The 21,473-nt window shown below is 42.7% G+C and carries 22 protein-coding genes; 8 read left to right on the forward strand and 14 right to left on the reverse strand.

Features of this window, described 5'->3' with window-relative positions; genetic code table 11:
- Position 1: 1 nt before the first annotated feature.
- Positions 2–661, reverse strand: coding sequence for a hypothetical protein (locus tag JWG45_RS14250; RefSeq protein WP_205280357.1), 660 nt, complete (start codon positions 659–661; stop codon positions 2–4).
- A gap of 37 nt (positions 662–698) precedes the next feature.
- Positions 699–1,151, reverse strand: coding sequence for a MarR family winged helix-turn-helix transcriptional regulator (locus tag JWG45_RS14255; protein ID WP_205280358.1), 453 nt, complete (start codon positions 1,149–1,151; stop codon positions 699–701).
- Between the two features lie 569 nt (positions 1,152–1,720).
- Here JWG45_RS14255 and JWG45_RS14260 point away from each other — a divergent pair.
- Positions 1,721–3,100 (forward strand): histidine kinase dimerization/phosphoacceptor domain -containing protein, encoded by a 1,380-nt coding sequence (locus tag JWG45_RS14260; RefSeq protein WP_205280359.1) that lies wholly within the window; start codon positions 1,721–1,723, stop codon positions 3,098–3,100.
- A gap of 144 nt (positions 3,101–3,244) precedes the next feature.
- On the opposite strand, the gene JWG45_RS14265 is transcribed toward JWG45_RS14260, so the two are convergent.
- Positions 3,245–3,496 (reverse strand): LIC12628 family protein, encoded by a 252-nt coding sequence (locus JWG45_RS14265; RefSeq protein WP_408611636.1) that lies wholly within the window; start codon positions 3,494–3,496, stop codon positions 3,245–3,247.
- Between the two features lie 76 nt (positions 3,497–3,572).
- Here JWG45_RS14265 and JWG45_RS14270 point away from each other — a divergent pair, with 76 nt between their 5' ends.
- Positions 3,573–4,400, forward strand: coding sequence for a crotonase/enoyl-CoA hydratase family protein (locus JWG45_RS14270; RefSeq protein ID WP_205280360.1), 828 nt, complete (start codon positions 3,573–3,575; stop codon positions 4,398–4,400).
- On the opposite strand, the gene JWG45_RS14275 is transcribed toward JWG45_RS14270, so the two are convergent.
- Entirely contained in the window at positions 4,401–4,580 is a 180-nt protein-coding gene (locus tag JWG45_RS14275; protein WP_069608322.1) for a hypothetical protein, read from the reverse strand.
- Positions 4,581–4,694: 114 nt separating this feature from the next.
- On the opposite strand from JWG45_RS14275, the gene JWG45_RS14280 reads away from it, so the two are divergent.
- From JWG45_RS14280 to JWG45_RS14290, 3 genes are all read left to right on the forward strand, one after another.
- Positions 4,695–5,543 (forward strand): tetratricopeptide repeat protein, encoded by an 849-nt coding sequence (locus tag JWG45_RS14280; RefSeq protein ID WP_205280361.1) that lies wholly within the window; start codon positions 4,695–4,697, stop codon positions 5,541–5,543.
- 292 nt (positions 5,544–5,835) lie between these two features.
- On the forward strand, positions 5,836–7,002 hold the full coding sequence (locus JWG45_RS14285; protein WP_205280362.1) for a hypothetical protein: 1,167 nt from the start codon (positions 5,836–5,838) through the stop codon (positions 7,000–7,002).
- 63 nt (positions 7,003–7,065) lie between these two features.
- Positions 7,066–7,953 (forward strand): DUF2167 domain-containing protein, encoded by an 888-nt coding sequence (locus JWG45_RS14290; protein ID WP_205280363.1) that lies wholly within the window; start codon positions 7,066–7,068, stop codon positions 7,951–7,953.
- Between the two features lie 569 nt (positions 7,954–8,522).
- Here the strand turns inward: JWG45_RS14290 and JWG45_RS14295 are convergent.
- Genes JWG45_RS14295 through JWG45_RS14315 form a run of 5 tightly spaced genes read right to left on the reverse strand, consistent with a single transcriptional unit; the run spans position 8,523 to position 14,156 of the window.
- Positions 8,523–9,827, reverse strand: coding sequence for a hypothetical protein (locus JWG45_RS14295; protein WP_408611637.1), 1,305 nt, complete (start codon positions 9,825–9,827; stop codon positions 8,523–8,525).
- 58 nt (positions 9,828–9,885) lie between these two features.
- Positions 9,886–10,674 carry an LIC_10740 family protein gene (locus JWG45_RS14300; RefSeq protein WP_205280365.1) on the reverse strand — a complete coding sequence of 263 codons (789 nt, stop codon included), beginning with the start codon at positions 10,672–10,674 and terminating at the stop codon, positions 9,886–9,888.
- Positions 10,655–11,746: an N-acetylmuramoyl-L-alanine amidase family protein gene (locus JWG45_RS14305; RefSeq protein ID WP_205280366.1), complete on the reverse strand. Its 1,092-nt coding sequence runs from the start codon at positions 11,744–11,746 to the stop codon at positions 10,655–10,657. The genes JWG45_RS14300 and JWG45_RS14305 overlap by 20 nt, the downstream gene beginning before the upstream one ends.
- Complete coding sequence (locus tag JWG45_RS14310) at positions 11,713–13,356, reverse strand: DEAD/DEAH box helicase (RefSeq protein ID WP_205280367.1); 1,644 nt, start codon at positions 13,354–13,356, stop codon at positions 11,713–11,715. Before JWG45_RS14310 ends, JWG45_RS14305 begins: the two co-directional genes overlap by 34 nt.
- Positions 13,353–14,156 carry a class I SAM-dependent methyltransferase gene (locus JWG45_RS14315; protein ID WP_205280368.1) on the reverse strand — a complete coding sequence of 268 codons (804 nt, stop codon included), beginning with the start codon at positions 14,154–14,156 and terminating at the stop codon, positions 13,353–13,355. The genes JWG45_RS14310 and JWG45_RS14315 overlap by 4 nt, the downstream gene beginning before the upstream one ends.
- A 126-nt stretch (positions 14,157–14,282) precedes the next feature.
- Here JWG45_RS14315 and JWG45_RS14320 point away from each other — a divergent pair, with 126 nt between their 5' ends.
- The 3 genes from JWG45_RS14320 to JWG45_RS14330 all read left to right on the forward strand — a co-directional run bounded on the left by JWG45_RS14320 (position 14,283) and on the right by JWG45_RS14330 (position 16,806).
- Positions 14,283–14,750 (forward strand): RidA family protein, encoded by a 468-nt coding sequence (locus tag JWG45_RS14320; RefSeq protein WP_205280369.1) that lies wholly within the window; start codon positions 14,283–14,285, stop codon positions 14,748–14,750.
- Positions 14,740–15,246, forward strand: coding sequence for a hypothetical protein (locus JWG45_RS14325; RefSeq protein WP_205280370.1), 507 nt, complete (start codon positions 14,740–14,742; stop codon positions 15,244–15,246). Before JWG45_RS14320 ends, JWG45_RS14325 begins: the two co-directional genes overlap by 11 nt.
- A gap of 726 nt (positions 15,247–15,972) precedes the next feature.
- On the forward strand, positions 15,973–16,806 hold the full coding sequence (locus tag JWG45_RS14330; protein WP_205280371.1) for a hypothetical protein: 834 nt from the start codon (positions 15,973–15,975) through the stop codon (positions 16,804–16,806).
- 47 nt (positions 16,807–16,853) lie between these two features.
- Here the strand turns inward: JWG45_RS14330 and JWG45_RS14335 are convergent, their stop codons facing one another.
- The 5 genes from JWG45_RS14335 to JWG45_RS14355 all read right to left on the reverse strand — a co-directional run bounded on the left by JWG45_RS14335 (position 16,854) and on the right by JWG45_RS14355 (position 21,473).
- A complete protein-coding gene (locus tag JWG45_RS14335; protein ID WP_205280372.1) occupies positions 16,854–17,906 on the reverse strand; it encodes a BPSS1187 family protein in 1,053 nt (350 codons plus the stop codon).
- Between the two features lie 195 nt (positions 17,907–18,101).
- Positions 18,102–18,995: a DKNYY domain-containing protein gene (locus tag JWG45_RS14340; RefSeq protein WP_205280373.1), complete on the reverse strand. Its 894-nt coding sequence runs from the start codon at positions 18,993–18,995 to the stop codon at positions 18,102–18,104.
- Between the two features lie 153 nt (positions 18,996–19,148).
- Positions 19,149–19,472: a metal-sulfur cluster assembly factor gene (locus JWG45_RS14345; protein ID WP_118967684.1), complete on the reverse strand. Its 324-nt coding sequence runs from the start codon at positions 19,470–19,472 to the stop codon at positions 19,149–19,151.
- 341 nt (positions 19,473–19,813) lie between these two features.
- Positions 19,814–20,248, reverse strand: a complete 435-nt coding sequence (gene sufU, locus JWG45_RS14350; protein ID WP_205280374.1) for a Fe-S cluster assembly sulfur transfer protein SufU — start codon at positions 20,246–20,248, stop codon at positions 19,814–19,816.
- Positions 20,232–21,473 (reverse strand): cysteine desulfurase, encoded by a 1,242-nt coding sequence (locus tag JWG45_RS14355; protein ID WP_205280375.1) that lies wholly within the window; start codon positions 21,471–21,473, stop codon positions 20,232–20,234. The genes sufU and JWG45_RS14355 overlap by 17 nt, the downstream gene beginning before the upstream one ends.

Consider the following 21,473-nt stretch of genomic DNA (forward strand, 5'->3'; position numbering starts at 1 on the left):
CTTAGGCTTTTTGCTCTCGGGAATATTTTATCAATCGAATGATTGCATAACCACCGGGTATCATAGGAAGCACTGCAGTATATAGCCCGGAAAAGTAAAAATGGTCGATAGTCTTGTAATAGTAATTCGGCATATCTTTTATCAAAACACCATTGATCATTTGAGTCAGTGGGGCGGGATCCAAGGGCAAAAGTTTTGGTTCGATCAGTGGAAAAATAAAATGTGTGAACTCTGCAAAACCGGGGCCGATAAAAATAAACCAAGCCACGAATCCGGCAATCGGAATTCGATAGAATAGACCGAGAGTGGTCAGCGTATAAAGAATCGGTCCGATCGACATAAAGACGATAATAAATCCTGGTTCACTCCAGGGAATACCGAAAAGGCGACTCATAGCAGGTCCAAAGCCTGTTAGATATTCTTCAATCATGTGAATTTCTAAACCTGTAACCGTAAGTATGAAGAGAGGAAGTATCACCTTCGGTTCAACCGGAGACTGTAAATAAGTAAAATACCAAAATACGAATCCGATCGAACCGGCACCGCCGACGATGATCACCGGTTGTAATCCGATTTTGATATAACCGATTGTAGACGCCAAAACGATAAACGTGGCGGCGAATATCGCGTTTAGATTTTTTTTCCAAAAATTAAATACCATAATAGGTTTCCTTTTTTTATATTCATAAGATTCTTTCTTATTCAGTTGTTCTCAATTTAGTCATATTTTTTTCAATTTCCATAAGAGAGCTCAAAGTGACTTCCAATGCCTTCGGATCCAAACCTTTGGCCGCATCGGATAACAGTGATTTTGCGATAGGAATCAATTTTTCCTTCAGGCCTCTACCTTTCGCAGTAAGATGGATATGATTGTTTCTTCGATCAGTGCTGGACGGAACTCTCTGAATCAGCCCGTCTTTCTCCATATCGTTTAGAAAGCGAGTTACCGTAGTTTTATCTTTTAAGGTTTTCTGAGATAATTCGTTTTGGGTCATTTTATCATTCTCCCAAAGTCGATTTAAGATAATCCATTCTTCCGGTGTGATCGTGAAACCCGCTCGGAAAAAACGTTCCTGCAATTCCTGTTTTAATACGATGGCACATCGATTGATACGATAGCCTAAAGTGTTTTCGATTTGGAAGCTGTTCATTTATGGTTGTATAATACAACTATAAATGAACAACGCAAGCAAAATATATTTTAAAAATCAAAAATCACAAAAGTAATACTCACTTTTAAAAGAAACCGAGAAGCTATATTAGGAATCAGGATTCGACTCGAAAAGCGATGTGATGGATAACGTTTGAAACCAAACGTTTCCCTGTAGGAACTCCCCTTCTCAAAAGATAAGATGAATTCTAAAATCCCTTTCTCCGAAAGGAGAGAGGGAAATTTCTTTTCCAAAAAATTTCGAAATGTCAGTTTCTATCCTTTGAAGTTTTCGGGAGAGTGTGGGAACTCCCATTCTCACAGAGTTCTCGAAGAATACGAGTTTCATCCGGAAAAAGACTTTCCAGGCAAAATTGTTACCAGAAGAGCGTCTAAGAATAAAAACGGCTCCGATTTTTGACCGTCCTTTTTTTGTTTTCCCAAAAAACGCCCCGGGAAGAGTGGGAAACGTATGAGGAACTCCTCCAATACGAAAACACAATTTTACCATAACTTTTTCCGTATTTTGACAAATTATCTTGTTGAATTCGGGGTTATTCTTAGTAACTAATGAATATGCTTCAGAAACCCAAAATTTTGGTCGTTGAGGACGAAATCATCGTTGCTGTCAACCTAGGCCAAAAGCTAAAAAAATTGGGTTACGAGCTCGTCGGGATTACTTCCTCCGGCGAAGAGGCTATCCAAAAGGCCGAAGAAAACCATCCCGACCTTGTCCTAATGGACATAAACATAGAAGGGAATCTGGATGGAATCGAAACAGCTGAAGTCCTCCGTAATCGTTTCCACACCCCTGTTATCTATCTCACCGCCTATGCCGACGAGAATACTTTGGACCGAGCCAAAAAAACCCAACCTCTTGGCTATATCGTAAAACCCTTCGAATCGGATCAACTCCGATCCTCGATTGAAGTAGCGCTTTATAAAAACGAAATCGAACAGAGATCCAAACAGACGGAGGAAAAGCTTAAGGGTGCCCTCGATCAGCTCGGAGCGGGAATTGTCACGACGGACGAAAACGGACTTCTTCTTTTTATGAATCCGGCCGCGGAAAAACTCACCGGTTGTAAATACGAAGATCACCTTGGAAAACCGGTTCAAGAAGTATTTAATTTTAAGAATGGCGCCGGAGAAATTGCCGGAAATTTAGTGGAAGAAGTGATTCTTTCCCGCCTTCCAAAAGAAAACGGAAATCTAATCTTACTCTCGAAGAACGGGACTCTTCAGGAAGTTCTTCTTCAAAGTTCTCCAATTTTAGGAATCGAAGAAAAGCTTACGGGAACCTTTAACATTCTGAGAACCAAAGATCAGAATAGCACCGCTGGGGAAAAGGATACCTATCTCAAAGAAATTCATCATAGAATCAAAAATAATCTCACGATCATCTCTTCTATCTTCAGCCTTCGATCGGGACAAGCCAACGGAGAATCAAACGAAGTCCTTCGGGAAAGTCAGAATCGTTTGAGAGCTGTGGCTCTTCTTCACGAAATTCTCTATGAAAGCAAAGACCTTTCCTCGATTAGCTTTGAACTCTATGTAAAAAAACTCACAGATGCACTTTTTGAAATCTATCAAGTGAACCGAGAAAGAGTTCGTTTGGAACTGAATATTCAAGAATCCAAGGTAAAGGCGGAAACCGGAATGAACCTTGCTCTGATTATCAACGAACTCATTACCAACTCTCTAAAACACGGTCTTGCAGATTCCAAAGCCGGTGAGATCCGAATTCAGTTTACAAAAGAGAATGATATGCTCGTCCTCGAAGTTTCCGATAATGGAAACGGACTTCCGGAAGAATCTCTTCGGAAGAGAAACCCAAGTTCTTTGGGCCTTTCTCTGGTTGAATCGCTGGCGAAACAAATCGGCGGAAAAATAGATCTTCTCAATCAGGAAGGGGCCTGCGTAAAACTCCGTTTTCCCGTGTCCCACTAAAAAAAGTAGGAACTCTCACTTTTGGAACGGATCCTTTGATTTCGTGAGAATCGTTTCCTCTAACTCAAAGATCTTTCTCTGAAATGAAAAGAGGGAGTTCCCACTTTCTTTTTCGTTGCAAACAAATCCTAACAACGGAGCAGATCATTCCCAAAATGGCCTGTAGTATCCGTAAAAGTAGGAACTCCCTCTTTCTTCCCCTTCTCTCTGAGGAACCTCGCTCTTCTTCAGAGTTCTTTCGAAAAAAATGCGGGAACTCCCGCGATTCCCCTCTTCCACAAAAGAATCCACTTTTCCGAGGAGTTCTTTCCATTCTTCCTTCGGATGCGGATGTCGAATTTTATCCCAACTTATGATCATTTCCATACTCCGTTCGATATTGAGAATCATTCTCATATTTTTAAAAATGTCCAGTATTTCTTGGATCCAGGAATGACTTGTAAGAATTTTTTTCCCTCCCAGACTGACCGAGATGAAAACCAAATTCGAATTTTTTGAAATCGTCGAAAGACCGGAAGATAAAACCGCAATTCTCTATTTAAACCGTCCCGATAAAAGAAACGCAATGAACTGGCCTTTCTGGAGGGATCTTCCTGAAGTAATAGAAGAAATCGATTCCAATCCGAACATTCACGCCTTTATCATCGCGGCCCGAGGAAAATCCTTCTCAACAGGATTGGATTTGGATTCATTCTTTCAGCAGTTTGGAAGTTCGATCCAGGCCCCCCTGGGAGACGATCGTAGAAAATTCTTCGATCTCATCTTAAAAATGCAAAAGGGAATCAACGCGGTCTACAATTCTCCGAAACCATCGATCGCCGCCGTCCAAAAGCATTGTATCGGCGGTGGATTGGATCTGATCTCAGCATGCGATATTCGTTATGCAACCGTGGACGCTTCGATCTCCCTTCGAGAAGCGAAAGTCGCGATCGTGGCTGACATGGGCTCGATCAACCGTCTTCCGGCGATCATCGGTCAAGGACATACGAGAGAATTGGCTCTTACGGGAAAGGACATCGACGGGCCTGAAGCGGAAAGAATCGGCCTCGTAACCAAGGTCTTTCAAACTGAAGAAGAGATGATGAATGTCGCTTTAGCAACGGCAAAAGAAATCGCAGAGAATCCGAAATTAGTAGTTTCCGGAGTAAAAGACGTTATGCGTTATTCGGAAGGAAAACCCTTGGATGCGGGTTTAAACTATGTGGCCCTTTGGAATTCGAGTTTCTTGGATTCCGCAGACTTCAGAGGAGCGTTGCAATCTTTCAAGGAGCGCAAACGCCCCCTCTACAATCAAAACTGATTAAGCATAAAGGTCCAGAATTCGTCTCTGTCCTTCTTCTTTCGAATTCTGGACTCCCGCCTCGACTGCGAGATTGAGCATTTTCCGATTCAGGTCGCTCTGAGCCTGAAATATTTCTCGGGGTAGATTGGCTACCCTCTCCAAAAGTAAACTCTGGTTGGTATTTCCGTTGATATTCATAAATTCCCTCTTTATGAGAATTTGGGGTTTTTCTTTCTTTTTCCCCCGATTCTATTCTCGGTTGATAAATAGAAAACTTGATTATTTTTTGAAAATTTTTACCCTGTCCAAACTGTGAGTTTCCCCACACTGATCAGATCTGCGATTCAGAGGGAGAATCAAAGAGAATTCACCAAAGCTTTCAACCTCTACAAAGAAGCCCTCTCTTTCACAAAAAGCCCGAAGACAATTCTAAAAATTAGAAACCGTCAAGCCTGGTGCCAGTATCATATTGGAAACACTAGGGAAACCTTAAATCTCTTTCAAGAAATCATTACACAATATCCGGACGAACCAGGAAGTTATCTCTATTATTCGAATTATCTCATCAAAGTAAGCAATTTCAAACAAGCTAAGAAGATTTTGACAAAGGGAATCGATCTTTATCCCGATCAGCTGGAACTCTATTTGACTCTAGCTTCCCTTCTCAAAGACACGGATCGATCCAACGAAGCGATCACGGTTTTAAAACAAGCGCTTGCACAAGAAAAACTTTCCCGAGGTCGAGGAATTCTTCGAAAAGACATCTGGGCCGAACTCGGGCATCTTTATTACCAGAGGGGGGATTATAACTCCGCCTTAGTTTCCCTCAAAACTTCCATGAGAATGGACAATGATGAGAATTTTCTTCACTACGACATGATCGCCCAATGTTATCTAAAAGTCGCCGACCATAAGAACGCGCTTAAATTCATCGATCTTTACATTCAATATTTCGGAGAATCGGATTCGGATATTCTAATCATCAAAGCAAGAGCGCACGCACAACTCGGAGAAAGTCATCTGGCCTGTGCGTCTCTTTTACAAGCGTATTCGATGGAAAACGGACTCAAACTAAACGCGGAAGATATGGTGGATTTCGCCCCTCTTTTGCAGACTGGTTTCTTTGATACATTAGAAAATGTTGAAATAGAAGAACCCTAAAACAAAATCCACGCTCAGTTTTTATCGATTCCGTTATGGAGGAAAAATCTTATCCGCGAAAATTCCTATAAAATCACCGTAATTTCCCGGAAGAAAGGCCGAAATCGCAATACCTCCCGATATAATAGAAAACGACTTCAAAAAACGTACCCGTCAAAAAGCTTAAAAGATAAACCCTCTTCCACCGTCAGAAAACCTTCTAAAGAAAGAAATTCTTGACTGTTTTGTTTTTTTAGATTTTTTTAAAGGCTCGTTCCAGAGAATTCTTTTCATTCTTAACATAGGACCTGAAATGAGAGACTTTATCTTTTATCGTTGGATTCAATCCTTGTTCGGAATCTGTGTTTCAAAAAAAACTTTAAAAAAAGAAAAAGTCGAAAATCCATCTAAAATCCGTTCCTCCGTCCGATGCGCGAGCCGTTTTATAAAATTGCAAAACCTCATCGAATCAAACGGGATGATCCCAAATCTTTTGAAGACACGTTTCGCGCCTCCGTTTTTAATCATACTTTTCCTATTCAGCGCTCCTCCTCATTCTGCGGAATCCCTTTCCAAGGAACAACTAAAGCTCGTAGGCGTGGTTCATTCCATCATAGACGATCTAGACCAATTGGTTATTAAAAAACAAAAAGACGAAAACGACGACGTGTATTTGCTCGTAAAAGAATCAGTTACAAAACTCAGAAGCGGGGTTTTGAGAGTCGGAATTCGGGAAGATATGGATCGGGACATTTTCGGTTCGGCGGCCTTTTCTATCCGTTCCAAAGAAGATCCGGATCCGAGTATCTATCTCAGTCCTTATCTTTTAGAACTCTACCAGACTCACCCTTCCATCGTACTCTCCGCCTTTGTCCACGAATGTCAGCATTCTAAAAGTTACTTCGACGATCCCGAACGTTTTGTAGATTTGAGTTCTACGAGCGTGCTCGAAAAATATTTGTACGAACTCGATTCCTATAATCGAGAATCTCAGTTTATTCTAAAATATTTAAAGAAGAACCCAAAATATAAACTTACACCTTTTGAAACTCTTCTTTCTACGAGTTTTGAAAAGGACAACTTAAACTATTTCTCATACGCTGCGCTCGGTCACGACATGTCTCTTGCCGTTTATCTTTACAATGTATCCGGTTTTAAACTGACTTATGAAGAGAAAATGAAGCTGATAGAAAAAACCCTCGATCAACTTCTCTCGACTCCCTTGGATAACAAATCGGATCCTTGGAGTCAATATCAACAGGTGGTTCCGATCTATTCTTTTCTTCAATTCGCTCCGCAGGCGATTCGAAACGTCGATACGATCCACGATCAAATTCCGGATCAGTCGAAATACGACTTACAGACACAACACGCGCAATTATACGAAAGACTACTCACTCTGGAAAAACGATTCGGCGAAAATATACAAAAATACAAATATTTGCAGAATACACTCGATAAACTAAAACAGATTGAGTAGCCATTCGGATAAAATTTTTTGAGAATAAAATACCAATCAACCAAACCATAGGAGAACCGTAGTATGAAATATAGAATCACCGTTGCGTTTTTGATACTTCTCTCCTTCGGTCTGTATTCACAACAGAACGAAGAGGCGAATCAAATCGTTAAAAACTTAAAATACCAAACCGGTAAAATTGTCATAGGCGATAATCTTGCGACCTTGACCGTTCCACCGCACTTTCGATATATCGACGGAAAACAGAGCAAACTTGTCTTGGAAAAAGTTTGGGGAAACCCGCCCGGTTCCGAACCGCTGGGGATGTTATTCTTAAAAAATGAAACTCCTACCAGTCCAAACTTCACTTTTGCGATCAGCATCGGCTTTTCGGAAGAAGGTTATATCAAAGACGACGATGCAAAGGACATGGACTACGAAGACCTTCTCGATGAAATGAAAGAAGATACGAAAGAATCCAATGAGGAAAGAAAGAAGGAAGGTTATCAGACCGTAGAACTCGTCGGCTGGGCTTCTCCTCCGTTTTACGACGAAAAAACGAAAAAATTGCACTGGGCGAAAATTCTCAAGTTCGAAGGAAGCGAAGTGGACACACTTAATTATAATATTCGAATGTTGGGTAGAAAAGGCGTATTGATCTTAAACGTCATCGCCGATATCGACAAACTCCCCCAAGTGAATCAAGAATTGGATGCGATCGTAAATTCCACGGAGTTCAACGAGGGAAGCAGATATTCCGATTTTAATCCGGGATTGGACACGGTTGCGGCTTACGGAATCGGAGGTTTGATCGCAGGAAAAGTTTTGGCTAAAGCCGGTATCTTTGCACTTCTCCTAAAATTCTGGAAGGTCATCGCGTTAGCAGCAATCGGTGGATTGAGCGTTCTCAAAAAGTTTGTCTTCGGAGAGAAAAAAACTCCCCCTCCGACCGACGACACAACAAACACTTAATCAAGCGGGATGGATTGAGAATCGGAGTAGGAGTCTGTAACCACGGATTCGATAAAACAAAACTCCGATTCTTGCTCTTCGTTTTACTTTTTAGTGAAATTCATCTTTTCAAAAAACGGATTGCCTGAACCTGTTTCTTTTGAAAAACGTAGGAGACCAAAGTAGGACAAAAGTCTCGAAAATAGAAATAAGACCGGAAAGCCGGGATTAAAGTCTGTTTCAATCCTTTTTATGATTCTAATCCGTTTGTCGGAACAATCGATTTTCACCCCAAAAACGTTGACAGCTTCGAGAAGAAAGGGAAAGCGAAGGTTGTTTGTGTTTCGATTTCTTTTGAGCTTTTTTCAAAATCTCAAAATGTAGGAACTCCTATCATAATTTCACAAGGTTTGTTTGTTAGAAAGTTCAAAAACCCGCTAACACAAGCGGCGGTTTGTGGGAACTCCTGCGTTCTCAGGAGGAGCTTACCGAATAGAAGAAACGATTTCCGGAAAGATTTTTGACAAACTTTTAGATTTTGTGTTCTATAATATACGCCGCTCGATTCTTAAAGAACTACAGATCTCGTCTCACTGAGGGATTTTCGGACCCAATTCTATGATCAACTGTTCTTCCGGAACCGTGAGATCGATCTTGTCGACCTTTTCCGGAATTCTTCCCGCAAGAACGTCCTCGGTAAGATTTTTAATCTTTGCTAATATAGTTTCATCGGTGCAATTGGAAATCGAAATGATGTTCGGAATATCTCTTCCCCAGGAAAAACGGATTCCCGGACTTTCGACAAAAAAAGATTCGGTGATTCCGTCCCCTTCCTTATCGATCATCGTAAAAACGGTGGAATCTCCGGTTACTACGATCGCCTTCTTTCCTTTTTTGACCTTATCGATTTTTACGCGTGTGTTGGTCATCTCGCGGTTCCAAAGATAATAGTATAATTTTCTAATCTGAGAATCGATCAGACGATCCCTCGCGCTCTTATACAATTCTCCGTATTTTTTTCCGACTTCTTCTTCCCCTTTCATCTGGCCGTCGAGTTCTCTCGGAGTCGTAGAATGAAGATAATAATCCGGAATTCCATTGACCGTATTGATATAGAACGACTGATCCTTTCTTTCGCCCGGATAAGGATTGGTTTCAGGGCCCGGATTCTTGAGGAATGCAAGAAGTTTATCTCTTCTCTCGTTTACTTTTTTACGGAGTTCTTCCGCTCTAAAACGAAGTGAACTCGTCTTAGGAGATTCTTTTCCGTAAAATCGTTCCGAACGTTCGAGTTCAGCGCTCACCGTTCTTTCCGAAGAATAATTTTTCAGAAGGTCTTCGTCGTATTTCATGAGAAGATCCAATTCTTTCGAACGTTTTACCGGTTCGGCCGAGGTCTGACTCGCCTCTTCTTTGTTAGGTGGAGTCTGTATATTGGATGAGTTCGTTTCACTCGGCTTGTTTGAACCGGATTTGTTTTCGGGAGTTTTTGCGCCGGTGATACTTCTTTCAGACTCGGGAAGTCTGTAGTAATCCGATTCCAACTCTCGAAGTCTTGCGTAATTGGATATTTTTACGAGATAGTCTTTTTCTTTTTCTCTTACGCCGTTCGGATCGTCGTATCCGTCTTTTAAAAGCGTAAGTTGACCCTTATAAATGATCATAAGAGTCGCTTCGGAAGAATCCCGATTCGGGTTGCGATCCGCGAGGGCTTTTCCTTCCTTATCGACTAACTGAACAAAATGGAATGCGAGTCGATCGGTGCGGAATTCCGTAATATTCTGTATATCGGGTGAAATTTGTAAATCGGAGGAAGACCAGAGAGCCTCTCCCAAAATGAAAAGGACAAACAGAAAAACGAGTTTGTTTTTTCCGGTAAGAAACAAGCGATCCATAAAATTGGATTTCATCTTGTTTCTAGTATCGGCTTTTAAAGCGTTGGAATGAGAGAATTCAGTTCCTTTTGTGGCTTAAATTGAGAGAATATTCCATTCCGGGAATAGTCTCGGGAAGACCGTCGAGCCTATATTCTACGCTTTGAATGTCCGAAAAGTTTTCGAAAACCGTCTTTTCCAAAGCGATAAACGTGGAATCCAAAAGTGCCATCTTCTTACGAGCGATTTCCTTTTGTTTGTCCTCTTCTTTCATCTGCTGTTGTACGTAAGTATAATCGATTCTAAACTTCATTCCGGAAAGAATTTCCTGAAGAGTCGACTTTCTAAAATCAAGAATCAAGGTGTTCCCGTTTTTCCAAATCGCTTTGACCGCGTATTGAATTTCAGGTAAACGTTTTAGATTTTTATAATGTTCTCCCTTGCCGGAAGCAAAGGCCTTATCAAAATAAGAGGATTCGCTGATTTCCCCGATGAGGGTCATCGTCTTGCGGCGGAATTCGTCCTCTTCCAAAAGAACTTTTCTCCGAACCGGAAAAACTTGTCTTTCGCCGTCCGAACCGTAGATGGTGATCTCCGTTCTCGGATCCCTGTTTCCGACTTCATAGAGAGAAAAAGGAACGAGCGTAATAAAGGGATTGTGACCCGCGAGAATAAAGGAAGTAAAAAACAAAATGACTCCGATCCAAGCGTAGGTGAGAAACAAAGTTCTTCGCGAAACACCATCTTCGGTCGCAGTGCGAAACAACCAGAGATAACCGAGATTGATTTTTACTCCGGCGGCCTTGATCGCTTCCCATGCCGCGTCTTTGATCGCGATTGCAGATTCTTTAATTTTTTGCCAATTCATATCCCCGGATTCCCTCTACGATACTTTTCGCTAACTTGACTTGCAAACCCTTGCTTTGCAAAAGTTTGGATTCTTTCTCATGCGAGAGATAGCCCATTTCCACGAGAACCGCTGGCATAAGGCTTCCTCTCAGGACTGAAAAATCGGCCTTTTTCACTCCCCTGGACAGGATTTGAGGTTGGAGCTTTTTTTTCATCTCCGATTCCAAAGACCTTGCTAAGATTCTGCTCCTTCTCTGGATTAAGGAAGACATCATTCCCGCCTGAACACGTTTGACCGCCGTGCTTCCTCGGGGTTTGAGAATCCTGTTTTCCAGAAGAGCGGTTTCTCTCGCCGATTCCGTGGAAGGCGTTTGAGAAAGATAATAGATCTCGAAACCGTTCACTTCCTCGTTGATGGAAGAATTACAGTGAAGACTGATAAACAAAGAACTTCCCGTTTTTTTGAGTTCTCTATTTGCGATTTCGGAACGGCGTTCCAATTCCACAAACGTATCGTCCGGTCTCGTTAGGACTACGTTGATCTCCGGATAAACCTTCTCGAAGAATTTTTTGAGAATTTTCGCAACCTGAAGGGAAATTTCTTTTTCGTGGGTTCCGGAACCGGAGGCCGTTCCGGGATCCTTTCCTCCGTGTCCGGCGTCGATAAGAATCGTTTTGATCCCGAGTTTTTCGGCGCCAGGAAGGACTTCCAACTCCAACACGTTTTCCTTATATTCATAACGAACGTCTTCGGACATCAACTGAACAAAGAGGGCTTCTATGATTTCCGGAGGAACGAGAAAATCCCTTTCTTTGTAAAGGACCGGAGAGGAAATCTTTTCGATCGTCTGGTTGAACGTGTAAAACGAAGAACCCACCCGAAATCGAATTTCCCCGGAAGGATGTCGGATCGAACCTACGAAAGTCGCGGGATTAAAATAGGATTTGAGGGAAGGAAATTCTTTTTGAACGTCCTCAAAGCGCACATAACGTTCGGAGGATTGTGTGGGAATGGCGACTTTCGCCTCCAATTCCCACAAACTTAGGGAGAATAAAATCAGCCCCCAAAGATAGATTTGATTTTTTGCCAAATCGAACCCTTTTTCTTCTGAGAACCTTCTCTTTTTGTATCGTTGATATCGAACAGATTCCGTTTGCTCTTGTCGTATTGTTTGTTGGACGACTGCTGATTTCGATTCTGATTCTGATTCTGATTTTGGTTCCGTTGTCCCTGTGGTTGACGTTGTTTGTCTTTATTGCCCTGGAACTTGTTCTGCTTATTGCCTGGTTTGTTTTGTTTCGGCTCTGCGGATAAAACTGAATCGGCTTTTTGCAAAAATACTTCGGCCTCTTGAATCGCCGCCGCCGGCTTTTTCTTATGCCCGTCGCGAGGATTTGCGTGCCCGGCGTGTGCGTGTGCAGGACGTTTGTCCCCTCTTTTGTCGCGACCGTGCTGATGAGCCCCGCCGCGTTCTCTTTCGTGAGGACGTCTTCCGTTCTGTTTGAAATGAGTTTCCTTTTCCTTATCGTAAGAATCACCACCCACAAATGCCTGAAATTCTCCCTTGGGAAACTGAATGTATTCTTCGTTGACTTCGAGTACTTCGATCTTTTGTTTGAGATACTTTTCGATCTTTTCCAATTCCACGTAATCGGATTCGGAACAAAAGCCGATCGCCTTTCCTTTTCTTCCGGCTCTCGCGGTCCTTCCGATTCTATGAACGTAGTTTTCCGTGTCTTGTGGAAGGTCGTAGTTGTAAACGATGTCGATATTCTCTACGTCGATTCCTCGAGAGGCGACATCGGTTGCGACCATGTAACGATATTTACCGGATTTAAAATCTCTGAGGAGCCTAAGTCTTTTTTTCTGATCCAGCTCGGAGGAAATTCCGGTAACGGGAACTCCGAATCTTCGAAGAGTATGTACGATTTTTGGAATATTCGCTTTATAATTCGTGAATATGATTCCCTGTCCCTCGTCGGTCGAGTTGAGAATCAAGTTGGTCATATAAGGAATTTTTTCTTCTCTTCCCAAGTGAACGATCTTTTGATCGATTCTCTCCGTGATAATCTTTTCCGGATTGATCTGGATCTCTACGGGTTCGTTTAAGAATCGATAGGCGAGACGCATCACTTCCACGGAAAGAGTCGCGGAAAAGAGCAAGGTCTGCTTCCGATTCTTACATTTATGAAGAAGCCAACGGATGTCTTGGATAAATCCCATGTCGAGCATTCGATCCGCTTCATCAAGAACGAAGAATTCAACATTTGTAATATCGATCGAACCGGACTTGATCATGTCGATCAATCTTCCCGGAGTCGCGACGATGATTCCTTTCAGACCTTCCAAGTCCTTGTTCTGGGACTTGTAATCGGTTCCGCCGATGATCGGAACCGCACGAACACCTTCTGCGTGTTTGAGAAGTTTTTTGGCTTCGTCGGAAATCTGCATCGTCAATTCTCTTGTAGGAGCTAAGACGAGAGCGGAAACTCCCTGAATTTCTTTGGTAAGAATCGTGTGAATGACAGGCACTAAAAAGGCCACGGTTTTTCCCGTTCCGGTTTGTGCGAGACCCGTAATGTCCTTTCCTTCCAGTCCATGAGGAATCGATTTCTCTTGGATTGGAGTCAGTTCGGTATAACCGATGTCTTGAATGGCGGAAAGTAATTTGGAATGTATGGAAAGTTCTTCGAATTTCATGTGTGCTGCTTCTGAGCGATTAAGTGGAATGTATCCCCGTAGCAGGTGAGGTCCGAGAGACGTGCAAAAAGTCTGTGACTCAGGATTTTTCCTCGCCAACCCCTATCTCGGGACGGGTGGTAGGACATCGGTTTCTTATACTCAGTTGTAAAACCGTATCCTTTCAACATTTTTTTCAAGGAGGCTGGGCTGTAATCCCAAAAATGGTCCTTTGGATGCGTGCGAAACCATTCTTCCGGATTGGTTTGAAATGTGGGACCGTTGAGCGAAGGAAGTCCTAAGAACAAAAAGCCTCCCGGTTTGACAAGACCGGTTAACTTCTCAAAGACAAAGTCCGCGTCAGGAAAATGTTCCACCACAAAGAAAGCCGCCACAACGTCAAAGGAGGCGCTTTTCAGAACATTCTCCTCTAAGAAGGAAGCGCAGAGGACATCCAGTCCCAGAGTTTTTCTCGAATATTCCACTTCTGCGGGAGAAATCTCGAGACCGGAAACCCGATACCCTTTTTTTCTCGCTTCATCTAAGAAGAATCCGGCGGCGGAGCCCAATTCAAAAAGAGAAGAATTTTCCGGGTTCTGAAATCGACCCAACATCGAAAGACGTTTTCTCGCGAGATCTCGAAGGGCTTCTTCGTCTTCGTAGTAGGTCTTTTGATACTGATTTTTGTATTCGTCCAGGAAGTAAGAATCTTTGTATTCCCGTGTTTGGGCGGGTTTATAAAAACAAACCCCGGTGCGTTTGCAGATCTGATACTGATCGGGAAAGCGTGGATGGGGAATGAGCTCGAGTTTGGGAAACATTCTCTCAGACCTAGAGAAACGGGAAGGGAGAAGAAAGAAAATTCCTTTTTTCGAAACTGCTTGAAAAATCGAGGAAGAGAATCTTCTTGGAAGGATCTTTCAAAAAATTCTATAGAATCAAGACGTATGAGCATCCAAAATAAAATCGAATCTCTGGGTTACAAACTTCCACCTCCTCCGCAAGCAATCGCGGCCTACATTCCTGCCAATCAGAGCGGCAACCTCGTTTTTACTTCCGGACAACTTCCCCTAAAAGACGGACAATTGATGCTCACTGGAAAATTAGGAGAAAGCCTTTCCATTGAAGACGTAAAGGAAGCCACGATCCAAGCCAGCCTGAATGCGATCGCGGCCGCCTCTGCGATTTGCGGAGGTCCGGATAAGATCGTGAGGATCGTAAAGATCGGAGTGTTTGTCGCATGTGGTCCGAACTTCACCGAGCATCATTTGGTTGCGAACCACGGAAGCAATTTCCTTCTTTCCGTTTTTGGAGAATCGGGACGTCATGCGCGCTTTGCCGTCGGCGTTCCTTCTCTTCCTTTGAACGCTCCCGTTGAAATCGAGGTCGTTTTTCAGGTCGCAGATGTTCAGTAATCTCTGGAAGGATATTCAGTGGAGCGTTAGAACAATTCCTCTTCTCGCGAGAGAATGGTTGACGTTCTATCTTTCTTTTACCGGAAGATTTACGGACTTTTGGAAAGAAAAATCGGGGACCGAAAAAGTTCTCTTTGTCGCGGTCACGCTTCAACTTTTTTTCAGCCTTTCGACTTGGATCGAATACACGATCAATCTCGGAGGGGAAGAAACGGAAGGCCTTCGTGTTTCGTCTAACTTTTACTTTATCATTCTTTCCGCCGGTGTTTTCTTTTTCGGTTCTTTCTGGAGATCTCACTGGCTGGGTTCTCTTCTGTTGAGTCTTCAATTCCTTCTCGGTTTGGGAACTCTCGCTGGAATCTTTTTTCCTGAGACGTTCTTTGTGAGTTTTTTGAGAGAAACCGATTACGTTTTCAGTTGGAAGTTCTACGGTTATTTGGGAGCTTGGGGTTTCACCTCGATTCTGGCTCTGAATCAGTTCTTTCAGAAAGACTAAGAGCTTATAAAGAAGCGTAAACAAATCCATTTTTATTTTCTCCGACGAAAAATGGGTGCGAGAAATCTTTCGTCGCAATTTCCTCCTTTCCGTTTTTGGAAAACCTAAAGTAGGAACTCCTTCTTTTTAGAATCTTAGATTAGAGAGCGCAGACTTTCCGCTAACAGAAGACATCCGATGTGTTAGAAATCCCCCGGAATAAAACGGGTTCACTCCGTGAAAAAGCAGAACGTGGGAACTCCTTTTTCGATTTTTTCGTCTTCCCATTCCGCAGTTCACAACAAGAAAGCCGGATCTTCGATTTTTCCTTTTATTGGCTTAAGACAAAGTAAAAGTAGGAACTCCCAAAGTTTTAAATTCTCATTTTACGATTCGTTTTCCAAAAATAGGACCTCGTATTCTTTCGTCTTTTTGGATACTAAAAAGTAGGATCTCCTCAAAAAGGAGTTCCTACTTTTTGATCTTCTTTTAGGAGCAAACAACTCCCTTTTACATCCTTCCTCCAAAACCATAATTCTTTCCTGCGGAAAACCCAAACCCACCTTTTTCGAAAGACTGGTTTCAGAAGAATTTTTCAATCGTGAGAGTTCCCACAAAAAAAATCCGAAGAGACATAGTCTAAAAAATTTCTCGAAAAAGCGGATTCAAATTCAATAACTTTTATACAATTATTTATTTACAAATTTAAATTTCAATCGATCATCCGGACGTTATGGAGAAATAAAAATGAAAATAATAACTTTGGTATTTTCTACTTTTATAATTTTTAATATTCTAATAGCACAATCTTCAAAAAATTCCCAGACAGCCGCGGAGATCATCGAACGTTCCAACCAATTTATCGAACAACTTTCCTACCCGATGCGCGAACGCGATCTTAAACCGGATGGCGACATAGGGAAAACTTTCGAAGAATTAAAAAAGGATTCGGAAACATTCATAAAGGAAGCGAACTCGGACAAAAGTGCATTCAAAGAAGTCGAAAAGGTAAAAACAAAACTACAACAAATCAAAGCGGAATACATTCGAAAAAGAGAACAAATCGCATCCGAAGAATATAACTTCAAACCGAGGTTCGGAATTTCTCCCGGCATCATGTATCTTTCCGGCCAAGGGAGAGGGGAATACATTTCAGGTGCGAGTGTCGATTCTTTCGGCTTTATTGTCGCAAATGAAAAACTGAGGAATATCACACGTTTGTTTCCTACGGTCACCGGGTATTGGTCTCCGGAAAAGATTAGCCCGGCCTTTGTCGGAGTCACCGTTGGATTGAATGAGGGCAAGAATTCAGGCCTCGGCTATTCCCTCGCCTACGGAATTACCTTCGGAGTCGTCTTATCGGGCAATGTTCATTTCGGATTTTTTTATGGACAAATCTTCGACCCTTCCGTTCGAAAACTTCCCGCTTATTTAACTCTGAGTCAACCCTATCCAAGTCATTTACTCGGACCCGACGCCAAAGCTTCCTATCAATACGCAGGTTTTTCCGTACCAACCGAAGCGGTAAATGGAATTTACAATGCTTTTGGTATTGTCATCAGCGTCTCTGTCGGAAAATAAAAACGCATAACACGCTGCCCGTATTGAAACATACGATCTTTAAAATATTATGGATAACTAATATAATCCCATGTGGAACTCTGGCTCGGCAACATCGTACAGTTGTGTTTTGCGTTCTCGTCCCCGCCGGCACAGAGATTCGTGGTCAGACGGTGTGTGTTTCCAAAAGGCGCCGCTCCCGAATCCGCGTCCGTGAGGGCTCCCGTCATTCCGAAAGAATTCAACCAAACATCGGTAACCTGATTGGGATTCCCGGAAAAGTTTGCCACCGAATCTCCGATGTGAATCAATCCATAATAAGAATTCGCCGAGGTCAGACCGCTAACGCTCAACCAAGCCGCGTTGCTCGCAGAAGCGACGTGATAATCGGAAACACCGCTATAAATGGAAACCCTTCCCAAAGACTTGATTTTTCCTTGATAGGCGGCGTGACCGCTTCCCTGAGAATGTCCTCCTAGATAAACCTTACTCCAATTAACCCCGCCTCCGCTCAAGAATTGGTCCCAACCGTCGTTGGGCCGTTTAGCCGCGAGATATTGAAGCAATTTCAAAAGTCTTCCATCGATCGAATTAATAAAATCCACCGAAACCGCGGTCGTCTTATCCACTCCCGTTAGAATTTCTTCTCTCGTATTTCCGAAACAGGTAGCTGAATTATTAGGCGCCGTGTTGCAGATAACGTTAATCGGCTCCGAGTTCGGATACATAAGGCCGATACTATGATAACCTCGGATCGCCCCTTCTTCTATGATCTTAGAAACTCCGATCGGATTGGAACCCGAGCCCGGCAAAAAAACCGACAGCAAATTTTTAGGAGTCCCGTAAGGGAGATACATCAAATGCGGATCATTATATCTTAGAATACAACTCGCTCCATAACTCGGGAGAACAAAAATTCTAGTAAGTCCGTTGAAGGTATCAACACGCGGCGGAAGCGAAGTCTGAGCGCATTGAATAAAGTCGATCACCGCAAATCCTAAAATCGTCTCGTGAAGATCCCGGTCTTTTTCATCCTTATCAGCGGTCCACTTTGTACAACCTAAGAACAAAAGAAGAAGCAAGAAAAGTATAGTAGAAAACTCTAAAGTATTTTTTTTCATCTTACCTTCTTTGTTTCAAGTTTAGAATCGAAAAAGAAATCCTTTAGTGTACAAAACAATCGTTGTTTCGTTGAATTTCATTCTTCTTTTTTTTGGAGAAATTCGGTTCACAAAAAGTGAAGTTTTTTTCGATATTTTTCGAAGAATCATTCTATCTGCAGGAATGAATCGAAAATCATTCGTCTAAGATTCTCCTTAGAGCCTTTCTCCGCCTTTGTATTTTCGATTTCGATCCTTGGCACAAACTCCGGATTCCGCACACTCCGAAGTTTCCAAAACCATTTGAAACGTTTTGGAATCCGCTCTGGAAATGACTTTCCCCTGCCAATAGACATTTTGCGAGTCCTTTGCGTATTCGGAATCCATCGATAGATTTACATCCAATGGATTGGGATATTTTAGGACTTCAAAACTTTTCGGTGAGCAAGAAAAAGATAAAACGTCCGATGAGTTTAAAAAATAACATCCTTTCCCGTCCTTTGCATACTGTCCCAAAAGTGTGAACGTCTCCGTATCAGCTCCGGGAATTCGTTTTCCCTGATAGTAAATCGCGGTTTTCGTTTTTAAAACTTCGTAAAAAATAGAATCCAGAAACAAAGGTGATTCCGCATCCTCATCGATGTTTATCCCAGTATAATAAAGGCGTTTTCCGTCAATCCCGTAATCGGTGTTACTTCCTTCGCGACTCAAAACTTGGAAACTTTCCGGCTTTGCCTTTTCTAAAACGAAAAATACGATCTCCTTCTCCGTCCAAATCTTTAAATCGAGAGGAATCACAATCAACCAGGCTTTGGGAGAATTCGTTCTGATATTCAAATTCGTCGTTACGTAATAAACTGCCTTCCGATCCGAAGAATATCCTTTTCCCAGAATTCGAAAACTTTCAGGGTCGACTTCGGGTAGTCTCGTCTCTTTGTAATAAACGATTCGATCGTCTTTCGCATATTCTCCGTCGATAATCTCAAAATTTTTTCTTTCCCTTGTTTCGATCTTGTGGTCTTCATAATAGGGAAGAATCCAATATTTATAATGATATCCTTTCGAACAGGAGACTATAAACATAAAAACCAAAAGCCATCTGTATTTCATAATTTTTGTATATTCTATTTTTTTAATTTTTTTGAACCGATTCAACAAAATTCGCGAAGTTCAAAAAGAACGAACGTTGCGAGCATCGACCCCAAGAAGGATGGAATAACTTCCAATTCTTATCGGGAAGGTTTTGCGTTTTTGAAAAGGCCCTTAGTCGAAAATGCCTAAGTCCATCTTCGCATCTTCAGAGGCCATTTCTCGCGGATCCCATTTCGGAATCCAGACCACTTCCACTTCAGCTTCCGTGATCCCATCCACGCGGAGTGTGTGATTGATGACATCCTGTTTCATCTGGGGGCCCGCAGGACAAGCCATTGATGTGTAAGTCATATCGATTTTTGCTTTGGTTCCTTCTACCTTGATCCTATAAATGAGTCCGAGTTCCGCGATCGAGATTCCGATTTCGGGATCTTCTACCTTTTTGACTTCTTCGTAGATTTGTTCTTCCAATGCGTTTGTGGGAGCTTCTAACATTTTCTTGGGCCCCTCCTTTTCTAATTTTTCACGGACTCGCTTTGTTTCTTGAAAAAACCTGTGTGGGAACTCCCAAAATTTCCACTTTCTGGGTCGAACCCGGTCCTGGTAAAAAAGCCCTAGTTCTAAACGCGGTAGGGATCAAGGCGGAGTCAATAAATTGAAACTCGGCGCCCTTTCTCTTGAACTGAGAACAATTCAATTTATTGACTGGAGCCGCGAGCCCGATCCGCAACGCGGAACCGCCCCAAAATGGACATTTTTTTGCAGTTTATTTAGTTTCTTTGTGAAACAATAGTAGGAACTCCCAAAAATTCAAATCTTTCACAGAAGACTGGCTTTCATTTCCGAATCTTGGAAAGAGCCCTTTCCAGCGTATTCCAAGGAAGAACCGCACATTTAATTCTCGCGGGAATCTTTTTCACGGATTCCATTGATTCCAATTCTTCTAAGTTTTCTTCAAACTTAGGATCCTTGTCCTCCAAGAGCATCTCCTTAAATCGAGAAAGTATCCTTCCAGCTTCGGAAACCGTCTTTCCTCGTATCGATTCCGCCATCATCGACCCGGAAGCCTGAGAAATCGAACACCCTTTTCCGTTCACCCGAACTTCGGAGATTTTTTCCCCTTCCAGATTGATCGTCAATTCGAGTTCGTCTCCACAAAGAGGATTGACCCCGTGTTCATACAAGTCGGCGGGTTCGAGTTTTCCTCGAAATCTCGGATTTTGATAATGCTCTAAAATAACTTCTTTGTAAAGACTATCGCTTAAGGACACGGGAGAAAATCTCCTTTACCTTAATTAGACCTTCGATCAATCGATCGATATCGTCTTTTGTGTTGTAAAGATAGAGACTCGCTCTGCACGTTCCCGGGATGTTTTTGAACGCCATAAAGGGCTGGGCGCAGTGATGTCCGACACGGATCGCAATTCCCTCTTCGTCTAAAATTGTTCCCACGTCGTGAGGATGAACCCCCTGGAAGTTAAAGGAGATCACTCCTCCCCTTTTGGAAAGATCCTTCGGTCCGTACAGTTCCAGCCCCCCGAAATCCTCCAAACGATCCAAGGCATAAGACAAAAGTTCAAGTTCGTGATTTCGGATTTCTTTCATTCCGATCGTTTCGAGATATTCGATCGCGGCTCCGAATCCGATCACCCCCGCGATATTCGGAGTTCCCGCTTCCAATCGGGAAGGAAGTTCCGCATACGTGGATCTTTCTTTGAATACCTGGGAAATCATATCCCCTCCTCCCATCCAAGGAGGCATCTCTTCCAAGATTTCCTCTTTTGCGTACAGAACTCCGACACCCGTCGGTCCGAGCATCTTGTGCGCGGAGAACACGTAGAAGTCAAAATCCATCTCCTTCATGTTCACGGGAAGATGACAGACTCCTTGCGCCCCGTCCACGAGAACCTTCGCTCCCACTTCCTTCGCTCTTTTTTGAATCGGCCCCAGATCGTGTATCGTTCCGGTCACGTTCGACATCTGGGAAACGGCGACTAACTTTGTTTTCGTTGTTATGATTTCGTTTAGATTCGCAAGATCGAGAGTCGCGTCCTCATTCAAAGGTATGAATCTTAGAATCGCCTTCTTTTCTTGAGCCAACATCTGCCAAGGTACGATATTGGAATGATGTTCTAGTTCGTTGAGAACAATCTCGTCCCCTTCTTTGATCTGGGTCCTTCCCCAAGTTTGGGCTACTAAGTTTATGGACTCTGTCGCGTTTCTCGTAAAGATACAAACCTTCGCGCACTGAGCTCCGATAAATCGTGAAAGATGAATTCTACTGAGTTCGTATTTTTCAGTCGCTTTTTGAGAAAGATAATAAATCCCACGGTGAATGTTTGCGTTCTCTTCTCTGTAGTATTTTTCGATCCGATCGATGACCGTAAACGGCTTTTGAGAACTGGCAGCGCTGTCCAAAAAGACGAGAGGCTTGCCGTTCATCATCGTTCCTAAGATTGGAAAATCGGTCCTTATTCTTTCAGAAGAGAAGCTCAT

Source organism: Leptospira ainlahdjerensis (genome assembly GCF_016919175.1).
Classification (GTDB): Bacteria; Spirochaetota; Leptospiria; order Leptospirales; family Leptospiraceae; genus Leptospira; species Leptospira ainlahdjerensis.